This window comes from Verrucosispora sp. TAA-831, assembly GCF_050780145.1.
Classification (GTDB): Bacteria; Actinomycetota; Actinomycetes; order Mycobacteriales; family Micromonosporaceae; genus Micromonospora.
In genome coordinates this window covers 3,826,320-3,840,808 of the sequence record NZ_CP192240.1, presented here as the reverse complement: position 1 = coordinate 3,840,808, position 14,489 = coordinate 3,826,320, and the positions used below count along the sequence as shown (strand labels likewise).

Below are 14,489 nucleotides of genomic sequence, written 5' to 3'. Positions count from 1 at the left end.
CGGATGGACGTCACCGTGCTGGTCGGCCCGGACCTCGTCGCCGACCTCGCCCTGCTGGAGTCGCTCACCACCGCCACCGCCGCCGACCTCGGCGGCACCGGTCGCCTGGTGGCCGCCGACTCGGCCGACGCGCTGGAATCGGCGCTGGCGGCCACCGCCGCGCCGGTGGTGGTGCTGCCCGGCCCGACGGCGTCCGCGTGGGCCCTGATGAGCGGGGCCGCCCCGCACGTCGTCTGGTACGACCTCACCGTGGCCACGGCCGTCGCCGGTGCCCGCCACCTCTCCGGCCGGGGCGTGTGGGGGTTGGCCTGGGCGATCCGCCACGCGGTGCACCAGCACCGGTCCCCGGCGGTGCGCGTCCCCTACGGCGCGCATGCCGACCAGTGGGGCGAGCTGCGACTGCCCACCACGGACCCGGCGCGTCCGGTGCCGGTCGCGGTGCTGCTGCACGGCGGCTTCTGGCGGTCGCACTGGGGAGCCGACCTGATGGACGCGCTCGCCGTGGACCTGGCCGCGCGCGGCTACGCGGCGTGGAACGTGGAGTACCGGCGGCCGGACCGGCACGGCTGGGACGCCACCACCGCCGACGTGGCGGCGGCGCTGGCGGTGCTGCCCGTCGTGACCGACGCCGGTGTGCTGGACCTGGACCGGATCGTCGTGTTCGGCCACTCGGCCGGTGGGCAACTGGCCCTGCGGGCGGCGGCGGACCTGGCGGCTGACCTCGCCCCGGGGCCACGGGTCGCCCTGGCGGTGTCGCTGGCCGGTGTGCTGGACCTGGCCGAGGCCGACGGCCGTCAGCTCGGTGACGGTGCGGTCAGCGCCGCTCTCGGCGGCACCCCGACGACCGTCCCCGAGCGGTATGCGGCCGGTGACCCGATGGCGCGGCTGCCGGTCGGGGTGCCCACGCTGCTGGTGCAGGGGGCGGGCGACAGCCCGGACCTGGTCGACATCAACCGCCGGTACGCGGTGGCGGCGCGGGCGGCCGGTGACGAGCTGACCCACCTCGAACTGCCCGGCGACCATTTCGACGTGATCGGTCCCGGCTCGGCGATCTGCCAGGCCACCATGGAGCAGGTGGGGCGCAGCCTCGGGCGGTGAGCCCGCCCGGAGTTGCCGGCTTGTTTCATCACAGTGAACAAGCCGGGGCCGCCGTCAGAACAGTCGGGGCGTGACGACCGAGACCACGGTGGTCACCGCGTCGGTGTCGTTGTACATCGTGTGCGGCACCGTGGAGCGCAGGTGCACGCTGTCGCCCGGATGCAGCCGGTGCTCGACGCCGTTGACCTCGTAGAGCAGCTCGCCGGAGATGACGTAGGCGAACTCCTCGCCCGCGTGGCCGTACGCGTTCTCCCGCCGACCGCCGGGGGCGATGTGCACCAGCATCGGTTCGAGCAGCAGGTCCGGCCCACGTTCGGAGAGCATCCGATAGGTCTGCTGACCCGAGACGTACTGCGTGGCGGTGGTCTCCGCCCTGGTCAGCGAGAAGTGGTGGGGCAGCGTGGTGACGGTGCCCCCGACCGGCGCGGTGCTGGCGTCGAAGAAGTCGCCCACCGTCCGGTCCAGTGCCTTGGCCACGCTGCCGAGCGCGGTCAGCCCGATGGACGAGATGCCGCGCTCGACCTGGGACAGGAAGCCGATGGACAGCCCGGAGCGGGACGCGAGGCCGCGCAGGGTCAGCCCGCGTTCCTTGCGGTACTGGCGGATCCGGGCACCGACCAGGTCGGCCGGGGTGTGACCGTTGCTCCCGTCGTCGGGGCGGGCCTGCTCCGGGACCGGATGACTGCCCGTGGACCGCATGGGGACCTCCTGTCGCGCTGGCCGGAACCCGTCCGGACCCGTGTTCGATGCTATCGAACGGAGGTGGCCCTTGGGGAAGCCCCCGACCGTGCCGAATCGGCGGCGATCTGGTCCCCGTGTGCCGGTCTGCGGCCGGGGAGCGGGATCTCGAAGTGGACGGTGGGGGAGGCGTGGGGATCACCGTCGCGCGGGTCGTGCACCAGCTCGGCCACGCCGCGCCAGAACGCCTCCGCGCCGGGCACCCGGGTGTCGGTGTGCAGATAGACCACCCGGTAGTCGGGTTGCCCGGCGGCGAACGTGACGGCACGCCGCACGAGGGCCCGGGCGAGCCCGTTGCGCCGGTGCTCGGGACGGACGTAGACCCGGAAGAGCTGCGCCGTGCTCGCCGCCGGGTAGCGCTCCGCCAGCCAGCGCGGGTGCGGCGGGCTGTTCGGCGCGGCGGCGCGTACGGCGGTGGTGGCGACCACCTCGTCACCCTTGGTGGCGACGAACAGGGCGTGCCGCGCCGGGCGCAGGTAGGTGCCGGCCAGGTCGATGACGTCGGCGTGCCAACGAGGCTGGTAGCCGTAGCCGAAGTCCCGGTAGAAGGTGTCCAGCATGACGCTGCGGGCACCGTCGAGGTGCTGCGGCCCGGCGGTGCGGAGGTCGTACGGTCCGGTCGTCTCGTCGGTCATGTCCTGCTCATCTCCTCGGTGTCGGGTGTGGTCGCGGGTAGCGCGATCGTCGGGTCCAGCAGCGCGCGGGTCAGCGTCGACCGGGCACCGGCGGGCAGCTCGGCGGCCCGACCGTGCTCGACGACCCGACCATGGTCGAGTACGACGACGCGGTCGGCGAGCCGGACGACGACCTCCGGGTCGTGCGTGATGACCAGCAACGCCAGGCGGTGCGCCTGCCGCAGCTCGTCCAGCAGGCTGAGGATCCGGTCCCGGTTGACGCCGTCCAGCCCGGAGGTGATCTCGTCGCAGACGAGCAGACGCGGCCGGGTCAGCAGGGCCCGGACCAGGGCGGCACGTTGCAGTTCGCCCCCGGAGAGCCGGTCCGGCCGACGGGTGACCAGGTCCCGGTCGAGGCCGACCTGATCCAGCAGGGCACGCGCCGCCGCCAGCACGTCGGCGGGTCCCTGCCGCCGCAGCCGGACGGCGGGCCGGGTCACCTGCGCCAGCACCGGCGCGTACGGGTGGAAGCTGGCCCGGGGGTCCTGGAAGACGTACTGCACGGCGGCGAGGTCGGCCGGGTCCCGTCGATCGAGGGAGGCGGCCAGCCGACGGCCGTCGAGGGTGACGGTGCCGGTGTCCGGCCGGTGCAGCCCGGCCAGGCAGCGGGCGAGGGTGGTCTTCCCGCTGCCGGAGCGACCGATCAGCGCGAGGCACTGCGCGTCGCCCAGCGTCACGTCGACGCCGTGCAGGACGGTGCCGCCCCGGTGCGCGGCGGTCAGCCCCTCGGCCCGCAGCAGCGCGGCTGCGGTCAGTGCCTCGGCCCGCAGCAGCGCGTCGGTGGACGGGGACCCGGCGTCGGGACGGGCCGCCGGAGCGGACCGGGTGGGCTCCCCGACGACCGTGTGCGCCGGACCGGCGGCGACCACCACGCCCCGGTCCAGGACGATCGCGTCGTCGGCGATCGCGCGGACCAGATGCAGGTCGTGGCTGAGCAGGACGACGGTGACCCCGGTGGCGGCCAGGCGGCGCAGCTCGGCGGCCACGTCGCGGCGGTGCAGGCCGTCCTGCCCGGTGGTCGGCTCGTCGGCGACCAGGACCCGGGCCCCGGCCAGCAGGGCGTGTGCGACGACCAGCCGTTGCTGCTGCCCACCGGAGAACTGGTGCGGGTAGCGTCGCAGCGCTTCGGCGTCGGCGGGCAGCCCCACCCGGGTCAGCACCGCCCGGACCGCCTCCCGGACGGCGGCGCGGCGGGCCCGCCGACCGGGGACCGGACGGTGTCGGCGGGCGATCTCGTGCAGCACGGGACCGATGCGGCGTACCGGGGTGAGCGCGGCCGAGGGCTGCTGCGGGACGTACCCGACGAGCCCACCGGGCGCCGGGGTTCCGGGACCGACCACGCGACCGTCGATCTCGACCCGGCCGGTGAGGCGTACGCCGGGACCGACCTCGCCGAGCAGCGCCCGCCCGAGGGTGGACTTGCCGCTGCCGGACGGACCGACGACGGCGAGCACCCCACCGGACGGCACCGTGAACGACACGTCCCGCAGCAACCGGTGTCCGTCGGCGACGGCACCCAGCCCGTCGACCCGGATCATCGGACCTCCTCCCGGGTACGCGCGCCGTCCGGCTCCGCCACCGACTTCCGGCCGGTCACCAGCGCGTCGGTGACCAGGTTGACGCCGACGGCGAGCGCGACGAGCAGCGCGGCCGGGACGACGACCGCCCACGGTTGCAGGAAGATCCCGCCCCGGTTGCGGTCGACCATGACCGCCCAGTCGGCGGCGTCCGGGGCGACCCCGATGCCGAGGAAGCTGGCCGTCGCGACGAGATAGACCGCGCCGATGAACCGCACCCCGGCGTCGGCGAGCAGGACCCGGCGGATGCCCCGCACGACGTAGCCCATCGCCCGCCGCCACCAGGTCTCCCGGTAGAGCCGCATCGCCTCCATCACGGTGCCGTGCGCCAGCGGCAACGCGGCGGCGCGGGTGATCCGCGCGACCTCCGGCAGGGTGACGACCGCGACGATCACCACCAGGGTCAGCGGCCCCCGTGGTGCGGTGGCGGCCAGCAGGATGAGCAGCAGCAACGACGGGATGGCGAGCAGCAGGTCCAGCGGGCGCATCAGCGCCTCGTCGAGCCGCCGGTGCCGGGTGAGCGCGGCGACCAGGCCGAGCGGCACGCCCAGCAGATAGGCCAGCGCGGTGGCGGCGACCGCGACCGCGACGACGGACCACCCGCCGAGCAGCACCTGCCCGACGACGTCCCGGCCGACGAAGTCGGTGCCGAGCAGCCCCGCGCCGTCGAACGGTCGGGTCCGCGCGTCGGACTCGGTGACCAGCAGCGGACCGGCGACCGCGACCAGCAGCGGCACGGCGAGCAGCACGATCCCGACGACCGCCCGGGGTCTCCGCCGTCGGGCCGTCACCGGACACCGACCGTACGCGGGGCGAGCCGGAACGCCACCAGGTCCGCGACCAGGTTGACCAGCACGGTGGTGACCGCCACGACCACGCAGAGCCCCTGGACGGTGGGTACGTCCCGGGCGGCGACCGCGTCGACCAGGGCGGTGCCCAGCCCGGGGATGACGAAGACCGCCTCCACCACGATGACGCCGCCGAGCAGCCAGTCGGTGGTGCGGGCGACCTGCTGCACGACCGGCGCGGCGGCGGTCGGCAGCGCGTGCGCCAGCCACCGCCGCCGGGTGGAGAGACCGAGACGGCGGGCGTGCTGGACGTACTCCGCGCGCAGGGCGTCCACCATGCCGGCGCGGGTCAGCCGACTGATCGAGCAGATCGGCCGGGCCAGCAGCACCAGCAGCGGCAGCACCAGCACACCCGGCTGGGCGAGCAGGTCGGCGCCGACAGCGGTGGGCGGGAACCAGCCCAGCCGGACGCCGAAGACCGCCACCAGCAGGATGGCCAGGGCGAACTCGGGCACCGCGTACAGTCCGACCGCGAGGGTGGTGAGTGTCCGGTCGAGCCGGCCCCCCTCGCGGCGGGCGGCGAGCATGCCGAGCCCGACGGCGAGCGGCACCAGCAGCACCAGCGTGGCGACCGCGAGCAGCAGCGTCGCGGCGGCCCCGCCGACGATCAGGTCCAGCACCGGCCGCTGCGAGATCAGCGAGGCACCGAGGTCGCCGTGCAGCAGCCCGACCAACCAGTCCAGGAAACGCCACCAGGCCGGTCGGTCGAGGTCGAGCTGCGCCCGGATCAGCGCGATCCGCTCCGGGTCGGGATGGTCACCGGCGATCACCACGGCCGCGTCCCCGGGCAGCGCCTCGGTGAGGACGAACACGACGGTGGTGATGCCGGCGACCTGCCCGACACCGAGCAGCAGCCGCTGCACGGTGTAGCGGGTCAGACTCAAGCCAGCCACACCTTGTCGAAGCGGGCCCAGTCCAGGGTGTTCGCGGGCGCCTCGGCGGAGACTCCGCGCACCGTCGGGGCGGTGGCCACCAGGAAGTCGGCGAACCCCCACACCAGCAGCCCGCCCTCGGCGTGCAGCATCCGCTGCATGTCCCCGTACGCGCGACGGCGACCCGCCTCGTCGGGGGTGGAGACGGCGGTGCCGTAGAGCGCGTCGAACTCGGGCCGCGTCCAGCGGGTGGCGTTCGTGGTGGAGGTGGTCAGCAGCCGCTGCGAGATGTGCGTCTCGATCGGCATGGCGCCGCTGCGGAAGGTGGCCAGCACGCCGCCGTCGAGCACGTCCCGCCAGTAGGTGTCCTTGTTGCGTTGCACCGGCTCGACGGTGAGCCCGACCTGACGGGCCTGGTCGGCGAAGACGCTGGCGGCCTCGACGAAACCGGCGGCGACCGGCGCGGTGTCCAACGGGATGCGCAGTCCGCGCGCACCGGCCCGGTCCACCAGCGCGCGAGCCCGGTCGAGGTCGCGGGTGCGCTGCGGGATGTCGTCGGCGTAGTACTGGAAGCCCTTGCCGAACAGGTCGTTGCCGACCTGCCCGGTGCCGGAGAGCACCGTCTCGACGAGCTGCTCGCGGTCGGTGAGCAGGAACATCGCCTCGCGCAGGTCCCGGTTGTCGAACGGGGGACGGTCCACCTTCATCGTGAAGCCGAGCAGGTTGCTGTTCGGCATCCGGGTGATGGCGACCCGGTCGTTGCCGGTGTGCGTCCGCGCGGTGGTCGGGCTGACATCGTGCGCGTAGTCGACCTGCCCGCCGAGCAGGGCGTTGATCCGGGCCGACTCCTCGTTGGCGATCACGTACTCCAGCTCGTCGAGGTGCGCGGCACCCTCCCAGTAGTCCGGGTAGCGGGCCAGCAGCAGCGACCGGCCGGGGGTGAAGCTGCTGACGGTGAACGGGCCGGAACCGATCGGCCGGTCGAACGACTCGGCGCCTTCCGGCACGATGTACGCGCCGAACGTGGCGAGGACGTTGCCGAACTCGGCGAACGGCCGGTGCAGGGCGAACTCGACGGTGCGGTCGTCCACCGCCCGGCTGGCCCGCAGGTCGATCAGGGAAAGGCTGGCGCGGGCCCGGAACGCCCGGTCCGGGTCGACGATGCGGGCGTAGCTGGCCAGCACGTCGGCGGCGCGGACCGGCCGACCGTCGTGGAAGGTGGCCTCGCGCAGCGCCACCCGCCAGCGGGTCAGGTCCGCGTTCGGTTCCCAGCTCAGCGCCAGCCGGGGCTGGATCGACACGTCGGGGCCGTAGTCGGCCAGTTTGTCGAAGACGGCCTTGGCCCGGGACGCCTCGTTGAACAGGTTCGCCAGGTGCGGGTCGAGCGTCTCGGTGGCACCGCCACCGGCGAACGCGACCCGCAACCGGCCGCCCCGCCTCGGGGTGTCACCGGCACCGGGGCCGCTGGTGGAGTCGCCGCCGCAGCCGGTGAGCAGGGCGGTGGCCAGGGCGGCGCCGCCGCCGAGCAGCGTGCGGCGGGACAGGTGGATCGACATGGGGTTTCCTCTCGAAGGTGTTGCGGTGTTCAGGCCGCGCCGGGGCGGCGAGGGGTGACGGCGGGCAGCCGCGCGTCGCCCGGTGCGGTGTCGGCGGCCGGTCGGGGGCCGAGCAGGTTCCGGCGGTGCAGCACCCGCACCGCCGCGGCCGAGGCCAGCCCGAGGGCGGCACAGAGCAGCCACGCCCCGGCCGGGACCCGCTCGGCCGTGCCGCCCGCTCCGGTCTGCATGAGCCCGCCGACGGCGGTGGTGGCGAGCGCCGCCACCACACCCGAGGCGAGATAGAAGACGCCGAAGTAGGTGCCGGTCAGCCCGGTGCGGGCGAACCCGGGCAGCAGCTCCAGCACGAACGGCTGTGCCACCATCACCCCGACCGCCAGCGCCAGCGTGGTGACGAGCACCGGCAGCACGCGTACCGCCGGGGGACCGCCGAGCGGCACCAGCGGCACCAGGAAACCAGCGCCGGTCACCGCCATCCCGGCGGCGATCGCGGTACCCCGATCGACGCGGCGACGCAGCCGCGCGGTGATGCGGACCTGCCCCGCCACGGTGACCACGGTGGAGACGACGAAGAGTGCGGCGACCGCCAGCGGCGTGCCGGTGACCGCCTCCGCCTGCACCGGCAGCACCAGATAGAGCTGGGTCTGCAACGCGAAGAGCGCGCTCAACGCCACCGTGAACGCCAGGAACCGGCCGTCGGTCAGCGACTCCCGCCAGTCCCGGCCGACGCTCTGCCCGCTGGCCGTCACCGGCTGGGCCGGCAGCACCAGCGCCTGCGCCACGGTCAACGCGGCGAACACCAGCGCGGCCCCGGTCGCCGCCGCCCGGAAGTCCACCAGCAGCAGCGCGCTGCCGACCAGCGGCCCGATCAGCGCCCCCGCGCTGGCGAACACGTTGAACAGGGCGAACGCCTCGGCCCGCCGGTCCGGGGCGGCCTGGGCCAGATAGGCGCGCACGGCCGGGTTGAACAGGGCACCGGCCAGCCCGGTCAGCACCGAGGCGACCAGCAGCGCCGACAGCGACCCGCCGACCGCGAACACCGCGAAGCCGACCGCCCGCAGGCCACACCCGGCGATGATCACCCCGCGTGCGCCGAGCCGGTCCGCCGCCGAGCCGCCGAGCAGGAACAGTCCCTGTTGGCTCAGGTTGCGGACCCCGAGGACCAGGCCGACCAGGGCGGCCGAGAGCCCGATCTGGTCGGTGAGATAACCGGCCAGGAACGGCAGCAGCATGTAGAAGCCGACGTTGACGCCGAGCTGGTTGACCACCAGCAGCCGGATCGGCACCGGGAAGCCGCGCCACGACGCCCAGGTGGCCCTCACCGGCGTTCCTCCGCTGCGGGTGCCACGCCGAGCCCGGCCGCCCCGGACAGGCGCAGCACACCGTCCCGCCCGCCGATCCCGGTCCACGGGTCGTCGGCGAGCAGCAGATGGCCGTCCAGGTCCACCCAGCGGGCCAGACCGGCCAGGTGCACCGCCGGGGCGATGCCGAGCGAGCTGGCCACCAGGCAGCCGAGCATCACGTCCAGGTCCCGCTGCCGGGCCGCCTCGATCATGTCCCCGGCGGCGGTGATGCCGCCGCACCGCGCCAGCTTCACGTTCACCCCGGCGACCGCGCCCGCCAGTCGGTCCAGGTCGGCCGGACCGGCGGCGTCCTCGTCGGCGACCACGGGCGTGCCGCTGCGGGCACCCACCCAGGCCAGCAGGTCGGGGCGGCCCGGCGGGATGGGCTGTTCCACCGCGTCCAGCTTGTGCGGCGCGAGCGCGTCGAGCTGACGCACGGCCTGCTCGGCGGACCAGCCGCCGTTGGGGTCGAGCAGCAGCCGGGCGTGCGGCGCGGCGGCCCGGACCGCCGCCACCCGGGCCAGGTCGTCCGCGTCGCCGGCCTTCACCTTGAGCACCGAGAACCCGGCGGCGACCAGCCGTCGGGCGGTCGCCGCCGCCTCCGGCACCGGCACCAGCCCGATGGTGTACGCGGTGGCCACCGGCGTCGGCTGCGGCGCCCCCACCAGCCGGTGCACCGGTACGCCCCGGGCGTGCCCGAGCAGGTCGTGCACGGCCGCGTCGAGCGCCCCACGCACTCCCGGCGGCCCCGGATACGCGCCCAGCTCGGCCCGGAGCGTCTCCGGGTCCGGGCGGCTTGCCACCCGCTCCGCCCACCCGGCGCAGCACGCCTCGATCGCCGCCCGGTCGAGTCCGAGATAGTGGCTGGTGACGACCTCGCCGTGCCCGGTGACACCGTCGTGCGTCACGGTCAGCCGTACCGCCTCCCGACGGGCCATCACCGACCGGGAGATGCGCAGCGGCTCCCGCAGCACCAGCGGGTATGCCTGCCAGGTCAGCCTCATGCCGGTACCCGTCCCCGGTCGGCAACCGGATCGGTCACCGTCCGGCACCGGCTCCACCGGGTGACCTCCACCGCGCCGGGGTGCGGGATCTCCACCGGATACCCGTGGCCGGAGCCGAGCAGTCCGTGCCGGGCGCACCAGCCGTCGTCGAAGATGCTGTCGAGATAGCGGTGCGGGCCGTCCGGGAAGACCGTCACCACCCGGGCGTCCGGCCGGGTCCGGGCGGCCCAGGCGGCGACCCGGGCCACCGCCCCGGTGCTCCACCCGCCGGTGACGAAGCCGGTACGCGCCAACCGCCGGCAGGTGTCCACCGCCTCCGCCGGACCGACCCAGTGCACCTCGTGGAAGGCCGGATAGTCCACGTTGTCCGGATGGATGCTGCTGCCCAGGCCGCGCATCAGCCGGGGACGGGCGGGCTGACCGAAGATCGTCGACCCGACGGTGTCCACGCCGATCAGCCGCAGGTGGGGCCAGGAGCGCCGCAACGCCCGCGCCAGCCCGGCGCTGTGCCCGCCGGTGCCCACACTGCACACCAGCACGTCCACCGCGTCGACCTGGGCGGCGATCTCGTCACCGAGGCTCGCGTACCCGGCCACGTTGTCGGGGTTGTGGTACTGATCCGGCCAGTACGCCCCCGGCAGCGCCGTGAGCAGCTCGGTCAACCGGTCCCGGCGGGCCTGCTGCCACCCGCCGGTCGGGTGCGGCCGGTCGACCACCTCCAGCCGCGCCCCGTACGCGCGCAGCAGCGCCCGCATCGACGGCTCCAGCTCCCGGTCCACCACCAGCACCACCGGGTGCCCGAAGGCGTGCCCGGCGAACGCCAGCCCGATCCCCAGCGTGCCGCTCGTCGACTCCACCACCGGCGCGCCGTCACGCAACTCGCCCCGACGCCGCGCCCCGGCCAGCATGGTGACCGCCGCGCGGGCCTTCATGCCACCCGGCGCGGCACACTCGACCTTCGCCCAGAAGCCGCCGTGCGGGTGCGGCAGCGGCGCGTCGACGTACACCAGCGGGGTGTGTCCGACCAGGTTCAACAGTTGTGGCGCGCTCATCCGGACACTCCGTAGCGGTAGAGGGTCGTCGGCCCGCCGTCGAGCCAGAAGAACGGGTACGGCTCGGCCGACACGGCGGTCAGCCCGGCGCCCAAAAACCACGGCAGCACCGCGCTGCCGGTCTGCGCGAACGCCACGAACGGTTTCCGCTCGGCGGCGGCGTGCGCCAGCAGCGACGCGAACGTGTCGTTGCCGAGGGTCATGCCGGAGGCCAGGATCGCGTCGCAGCGGTCCAGCACCGCCGTCGCGTCGGGCAGGTGCGGCTCTCCCCACTCGGTGCGGCCCCCGGCCAGGTCGCACGGCAGATACCGGCGACCGGTCGCCCGCAGCCGCTCCAACAGCGAGTTGACCACCCCGACGACCAGCACCGTGCGGCTGCTCGTCGGCAGCAGGTCCACCACCGCCTCGGCGCGCGCCCGTGACTTGGCCAGCGACCCGCCACCGGGCACGGTGACCGTCGCGTCCGCCGCCTCGGCGTGCGGGCGCACCGCCATCAGGTACGCGTCCAGCGCGGCCACCCGCACCGGCAGCAGTGGGTGGGCGAGCAGGTCCGCCACGGACGCGCCGACGCAGTCGTACGCGGTCTCGTCGGGTAGTTCGCCCGGCTCGATCGCGCACGATCCGACCGCCGCGTCGACCCGCAGACTCAGCACGTGGTTGCGGTAGCCGTGCGCCCGCGAGGCGTGCCGCACGCCCTGCCGGGTGACGAACCCGACGCTGACCGTGGCCCGCGCCGGATCGGCCCCGAGCCGTCCCGCGCGCACCGCCTCCACCAGCGCCGACATCGACCGGTACGCCGGTCGGGCCGGCGAGGTGGCCGTCACGCCCCGACCCCGACCCGGGCGTCGGCACCGGCCGGAACGCTCTCGTCGAGGTACCCGACCCGGGCCTGCCCGGCCAGCCGGTCGGCGACCGTCCGCGCACCGGCACCGGCGGTGTCGACCACCATCACGTGACCCAGGTAGTCGTTGTTGCTGCTGGCGTCCCCGACCCGGTGGCCGTCCGGCTTCACCGACCAGTCGACCACCCGAGGATCCGTCGACCAGGCTCCGGTGCCGTCGATCCGCGCCACGACACCGGGTCGCGGCGGCAGCACGAACGCGATCGCGGCACTGCGTACGCCGGTGTCGGCCGGGGTGAGGTCCGGGTGTTCGCCGAGCGCGAGCTGCGCGTACACCATCGGCAGGTCCACACCGGTGACCCGGCGCACCAACTCGGTGATCTGGTTGCCGGCGGGCCGGGGGTTGACCTCCACCACGCGCGGCCCGGTGGGTGTCAGCCGCAGCTCGGTGTGCCCGACCGCGCGGTCCAACCCGACCGCCTCCAGAGCGGCCACCGCCACCTCGCCGATCCGCTCACGGGTCGCCGGGTCCAGCACCGCCGGGAACATGTGGCCCGTCTCGACGAACCCGGAGGCACCGCCGAGACTCTTGTCGGTGATCCCGACGACCGTGGTCACACCGTCGACGGTGACCGTCTCCACGCTCACCTCCGGGCCGGTCAGCAGCTCCTCCAGCAGCACCACCGGCACCCTCGGCTGCCGCCGGGCGTTGACCGGGAACGCGGCGAGGGCGTCGAACGCGGCGCGCAGCTCGGTCGGGTCCGCCACCTGCCGTACGTACATGCCGGCGCACAGGTCCACCGGCTTCAGCACCAGCGGATACCCCAGCTCGCGCGCGGCCTGCGCGGTGGCCGCCCAGCCGTCGGCGAGCGCGAACCTGGGCTGCGGCACACCGGCGCGGGCCATCGCCGTCCGGGCCAGATCCTTGCGGTACGCCCGCCGCACCGCCGCCGGATCCGCACCGGGCAGCCCGAGGTGCGCGGCCACCTGGGCGACCGTGTCCAGGTAGTAGTCACACGAGGTGAGCACCCCCTCGAAGCGCAACGCCGCGTGCAGCCGTCCGGCCTGCTCCAACAGCGCGGGTACGTCGTTGGTGTCGACGGTCAGCACGTTCTGCGCGGCCAGCAGCGGATGTGTGCCGCCGGGCGGCGCACCGCGCAGGTAGTGGTGCAGGTCCCGGGTCAGGAACGAGAACCGGTGTCCGGCCTCCAACACCGCTCGCGGCAGGAGGTGGCTCATCGCCCCGACCCAGCTCTCCACCAACAACACGTGCGCCATCGACGCCTCCCCACTCAGCAACAGGCGATGGCAATGGTAACGGTTTTCATTTGCGGGAGGAAGGAGGGGTGCGGCGCGGCGTGTCGGAGGGTGACGCCGTGCCGACAGTCGTGCGCCCGGGACCGAGGGTGACCTGACGGCGCTGCGGGGCGTCTACGCCGAACTGCACCCGGACGGCCCGGAGCTTCACGCCGCAGAGGTCAGTGGTGCGATTCCAGCATCGCCCACCGATAGTCCCTGGAACTGGGCAACAAGAGTCTGTGGTTGGCAGTACGCGAACCGCCTCGGCCAGGTGTGCGGAGGGCTGGGGGAACGTCTTCTTGCGGTGGCGGCTGGCCGCCGCGCTTTGTCAGCGGCAGGTCCGTGCCTCGGATCAACGTCCCGCCGGCTCACTCGCTCGCCAGCCTCAAGGTCGTGCTCGATCCGGGATCGAGTGGTTACGGAAACGCTGGGATGCCACTCGATCCCGGATCGAGCGTGACCTTGGCATGGAGAGCACGACGCACGCTCATCGGCATGAGCGCGCAACTCGCCCTGATTCGATCGTCAGCGAACGCGTCGTGTGCGTTGGTGACATGGTTCAACATGGTTGATGGCTTCTCGTGGCTCATCACCGCCTGGACGTCGTCAACCGGTAGGCAGGTTCCGCTCGACGACCACCGCGCCAGATCCCCACCACGCGGAACGCCACCGCGCATCACGAGCTGTCGAGGGCGCCTTGACGGCCGGGGGCGGGAAAGTACAGGTCAAGCTTGCGGCGGAGGTGTCCCGAATAGACGAAGCCGAGGGCTGCGGTACGCCGGAAGCAACCAACGGTGCCGGCCGTAACGTCCACGACGACCGGGCGTGCCACGCTGGCGAAGCGCACCAACTGCTTCCTCTTCGACCAGGCCATCGCGGCCGGATCAATGTGCGTGCCGACGAGGCTCGGGAAGACGGCAACACCGGTTTGTAGGCCGCGCATCTGTCCCTTACGCGCCTCCGCATACTCGAATGTCGCGTTCGTGAATGACTCCAAGTCGTCCGGCGCGACGTCTGACATGGGGGCCACGATCGTGAGGAGATGCAGCTTCGTCGCCATCCACTGGATGCGGAAGTCCGAGCGGTGGCCGACAAGTACTCCGGTGCCATGCCAGTCCTCAGTGTGTACGTCGCAGCCGTCCGCAGTCAGCCGCGCTGAGGTCGCCTCGATGTATGCCTTCACCGCGTCGTCCACCATGATGTCCTCCCTTGTGCGGGATTACATCAAACAGGATCGACCAGGGTCATCCGTGGGCCAGCGAAGGCGGGCTCGAACGTCGCGAGTAGGGCAGAACGTGCAACCGCGCCAGCCGCAGACCGTAGGCGCTTTCGGGTATTCGGGACTGGGGGCACAAGACACCGTGAGGCGCCGGACAGCAATGAGAGCCTTCGGCGCCGTGTGCGCAGGGGATTGAGCAGCGTTCCCGCTGGTGGCACGTTGCTCGGAGGTCCGCTCAAAATCTGACGGCTCGCTTGATGATTGAGCGCGCCCGGGTGCTGTCGGTGCTGGTCGGTGTACCGTCCGGAGTGGCAGCCTGCCGGGAATGGTCGGCAGGGGATCTCATCTGACCTGGGAGTGCCGCTGAT

At 73.7% G+C, this 14,489-nt stretch carries 13 protein-coding genes; 1 reads left to right on the top strand and 12 read right to left on the bottom strand.

The annotated features are described in order from the left end of the window. The first annotated feature begins 3 nt into the window (after positions 1-3). Positions 4-1,098 (top strand): alpha/beta hydrolase family protein, encoded by a 1,095-nt coding sequence (locus ACQVFL_RS17225; RefSeq protein ID WP_431726996.1) that lies wholly within the window; start codon positions 4-6, stop codon positions 1,096-1,098. Between the two features lie 54 nt (positions 1,099-1,152). On the opposite strand, the gene ACQVFL_RS17220 is transcribed toward ACQVFL_RS17225, so the two are convergent. From ACQVFL_RS17220 to ACQVFL_RS17165, 12 genes are all read right to left on the bottom strand, one after another. Then, complete coding sequence (locus ACQVFL_RS17220; protein WP_131054526.1) at positions 1,153-1,797, bottom strand: helix-turn-helix domain-containing protein; 645 nt, start codon at positions 1,795-1,797, stop codon at positions 1,153-1,155. Between the two features lie 50 nt (positions 1,798-1,847). Next, positions 1,848-2,471: a GNAT family N-acetyltransferase gene (locus ACQVFL_RS17215; protein WP_431726995.1), complete on the bottom strand. Its 624-nt coding sequence runs from the start codon at positions 2,469-2,471 to the stop codon at positions 1,848-1,850. Then, positions 2,468-4,048 carry an ABC transporter ATP-binding protein gene (locus ACQVFL_RS17210; RefSeq protein ID WP_431726994.1) on the bottom strand — a complete coding sequence of 527 codons (1,581 nt, stop codon included), beginning with the start codon at positions 4,046-4,048 and terminating at the stop codon, positions 2,468-2,470. Before ACQVFL_RS17210 ends, ACQVFL_RS17215 begins: the two co-directional genes overlap by 4 nt. Continuing rightward, positions 4,045-4,878: an ABC transporter permease gene (locus ACQVFL_RS17205; RefSeq protein ID WP_431726993.1), complete on the bottom strand. Its 834-nt coding sequence runs from the start codon at positions 4,876-4,878 to the stop codon at positions 4,045-4,047. Before ACQVFL_RS17205 ends, ACQVFL_RS17210 begins: the two co-directional genes overlap by 4 nt. Continuing rightward, on the bottom strand, positions 4,875-5,819 hold the full coding sequence (locus tag ACQVFL_RS17200) for an ABC transporter permease (RefSeq protein WP_431726992.1): 945 nt from the start codon (positions 5,817-5,819) through the stop codon (positions 4,875-4,877). The genes ACQVFL_RS17205 and ACQVFL_RS17200 overlap by 4 nt, the downstream gene beginning before the upstream one ends. Next, complete coding sequence (locus ACQVFL_RS17195; RefSeq protein WP_396696718.1) at positions 5,816-7,363, bottom strand: ABC transporter substrate-binding protein; 1,548 nt, start codon at positions 7,361-7,363, stop codon at positions 5,816-5,818. Before ACQVFL_RS17195 ends, ACQVFL_RS17200 begins: the two co-directional genes overlap by 4 nt. A gap of 29 nt (positions 7,364-7,392) precedes the next feature. Further along, positions 7,393-8,685 (bottom strand): MFS transporter, encoded by a 1,293-nt coding sequence (locus ACQVFL_RS17190; RefSeq protein ID WP_431726991.1) that lies wholly within the window; start codon positions 8,683-8,685, stop codon positions 7,393-7,395. Next, positions 8,682-9,710, bottom strand: coding sequence for a dipeptide epimerase (locus tag ACQVFL_RS17185; RefSeq protein ID WP_431726990.1), 1,029 nt, complete (start codon positions 9,708-9,710; stop codon positions 8,682-8,684). The genes ACQVFL_RS17190 and ACQVFL_RS17185 overlap by 4 nt, the downstream gene beginning before the upstream one ends. After that, on the bottom strand, positions 9,707-10,762 hold the full coding sequence (locus ACQVFL_RS17180; RefSeq protein WP_431726989.1) for a PLP-dependent cysteine synthase family protein: 1,056 nt from the start codon (positions 10,760-10,762) through the stop codon (positions 9,707-9,709). Before ACQVFL_RS17180 ends, ACQVFL_RS17185 begins: the two co-directional genes overlap by 4 nt. Next, on the bottom strand, positions 10,759-11,586 hold the full coding sequence (locus ACQVFL_RS17175; RefSeq protein ID WP_431726988.1) for a Rossmann-like domain-containing protein: 828 nt from the start codon (positions 11,584-11,586) through the stop codon (positions 10,759-10,761). The genes ACQVFL_RS17180 and ACQVFL_RS17175 overlap by 4 nt, the downstream gene beginning before the upstream one ends. Then, entirely contained in the window at positions 11,583-12,881 is a 1,299-nt protein-coding gene (locus ACQVFL_RS17170; protein WP_431726987.1) for an ATP-grasp domain-containing protein, read from the bottom strand. Before ACQVFL_RS17170 ends, ACQVFL_RS17175 begins: the two co-directional genes overlap by 4 nt. 697 nt (positions 12,882-13,578) lie before the next feature. Beyond that, on the bottom strand, positions 13,579-14,100 hold the full coding sequence (locus ACQVFL_RS17165; protein ID WP_431726986.1) for a levansucrase: 522 nt from the start codon (positions 14,098-14,100) through the stop codon (positions 13,579-13,581). Positions 14,101-14,489 lie beyond the last annotated feature (389 nt).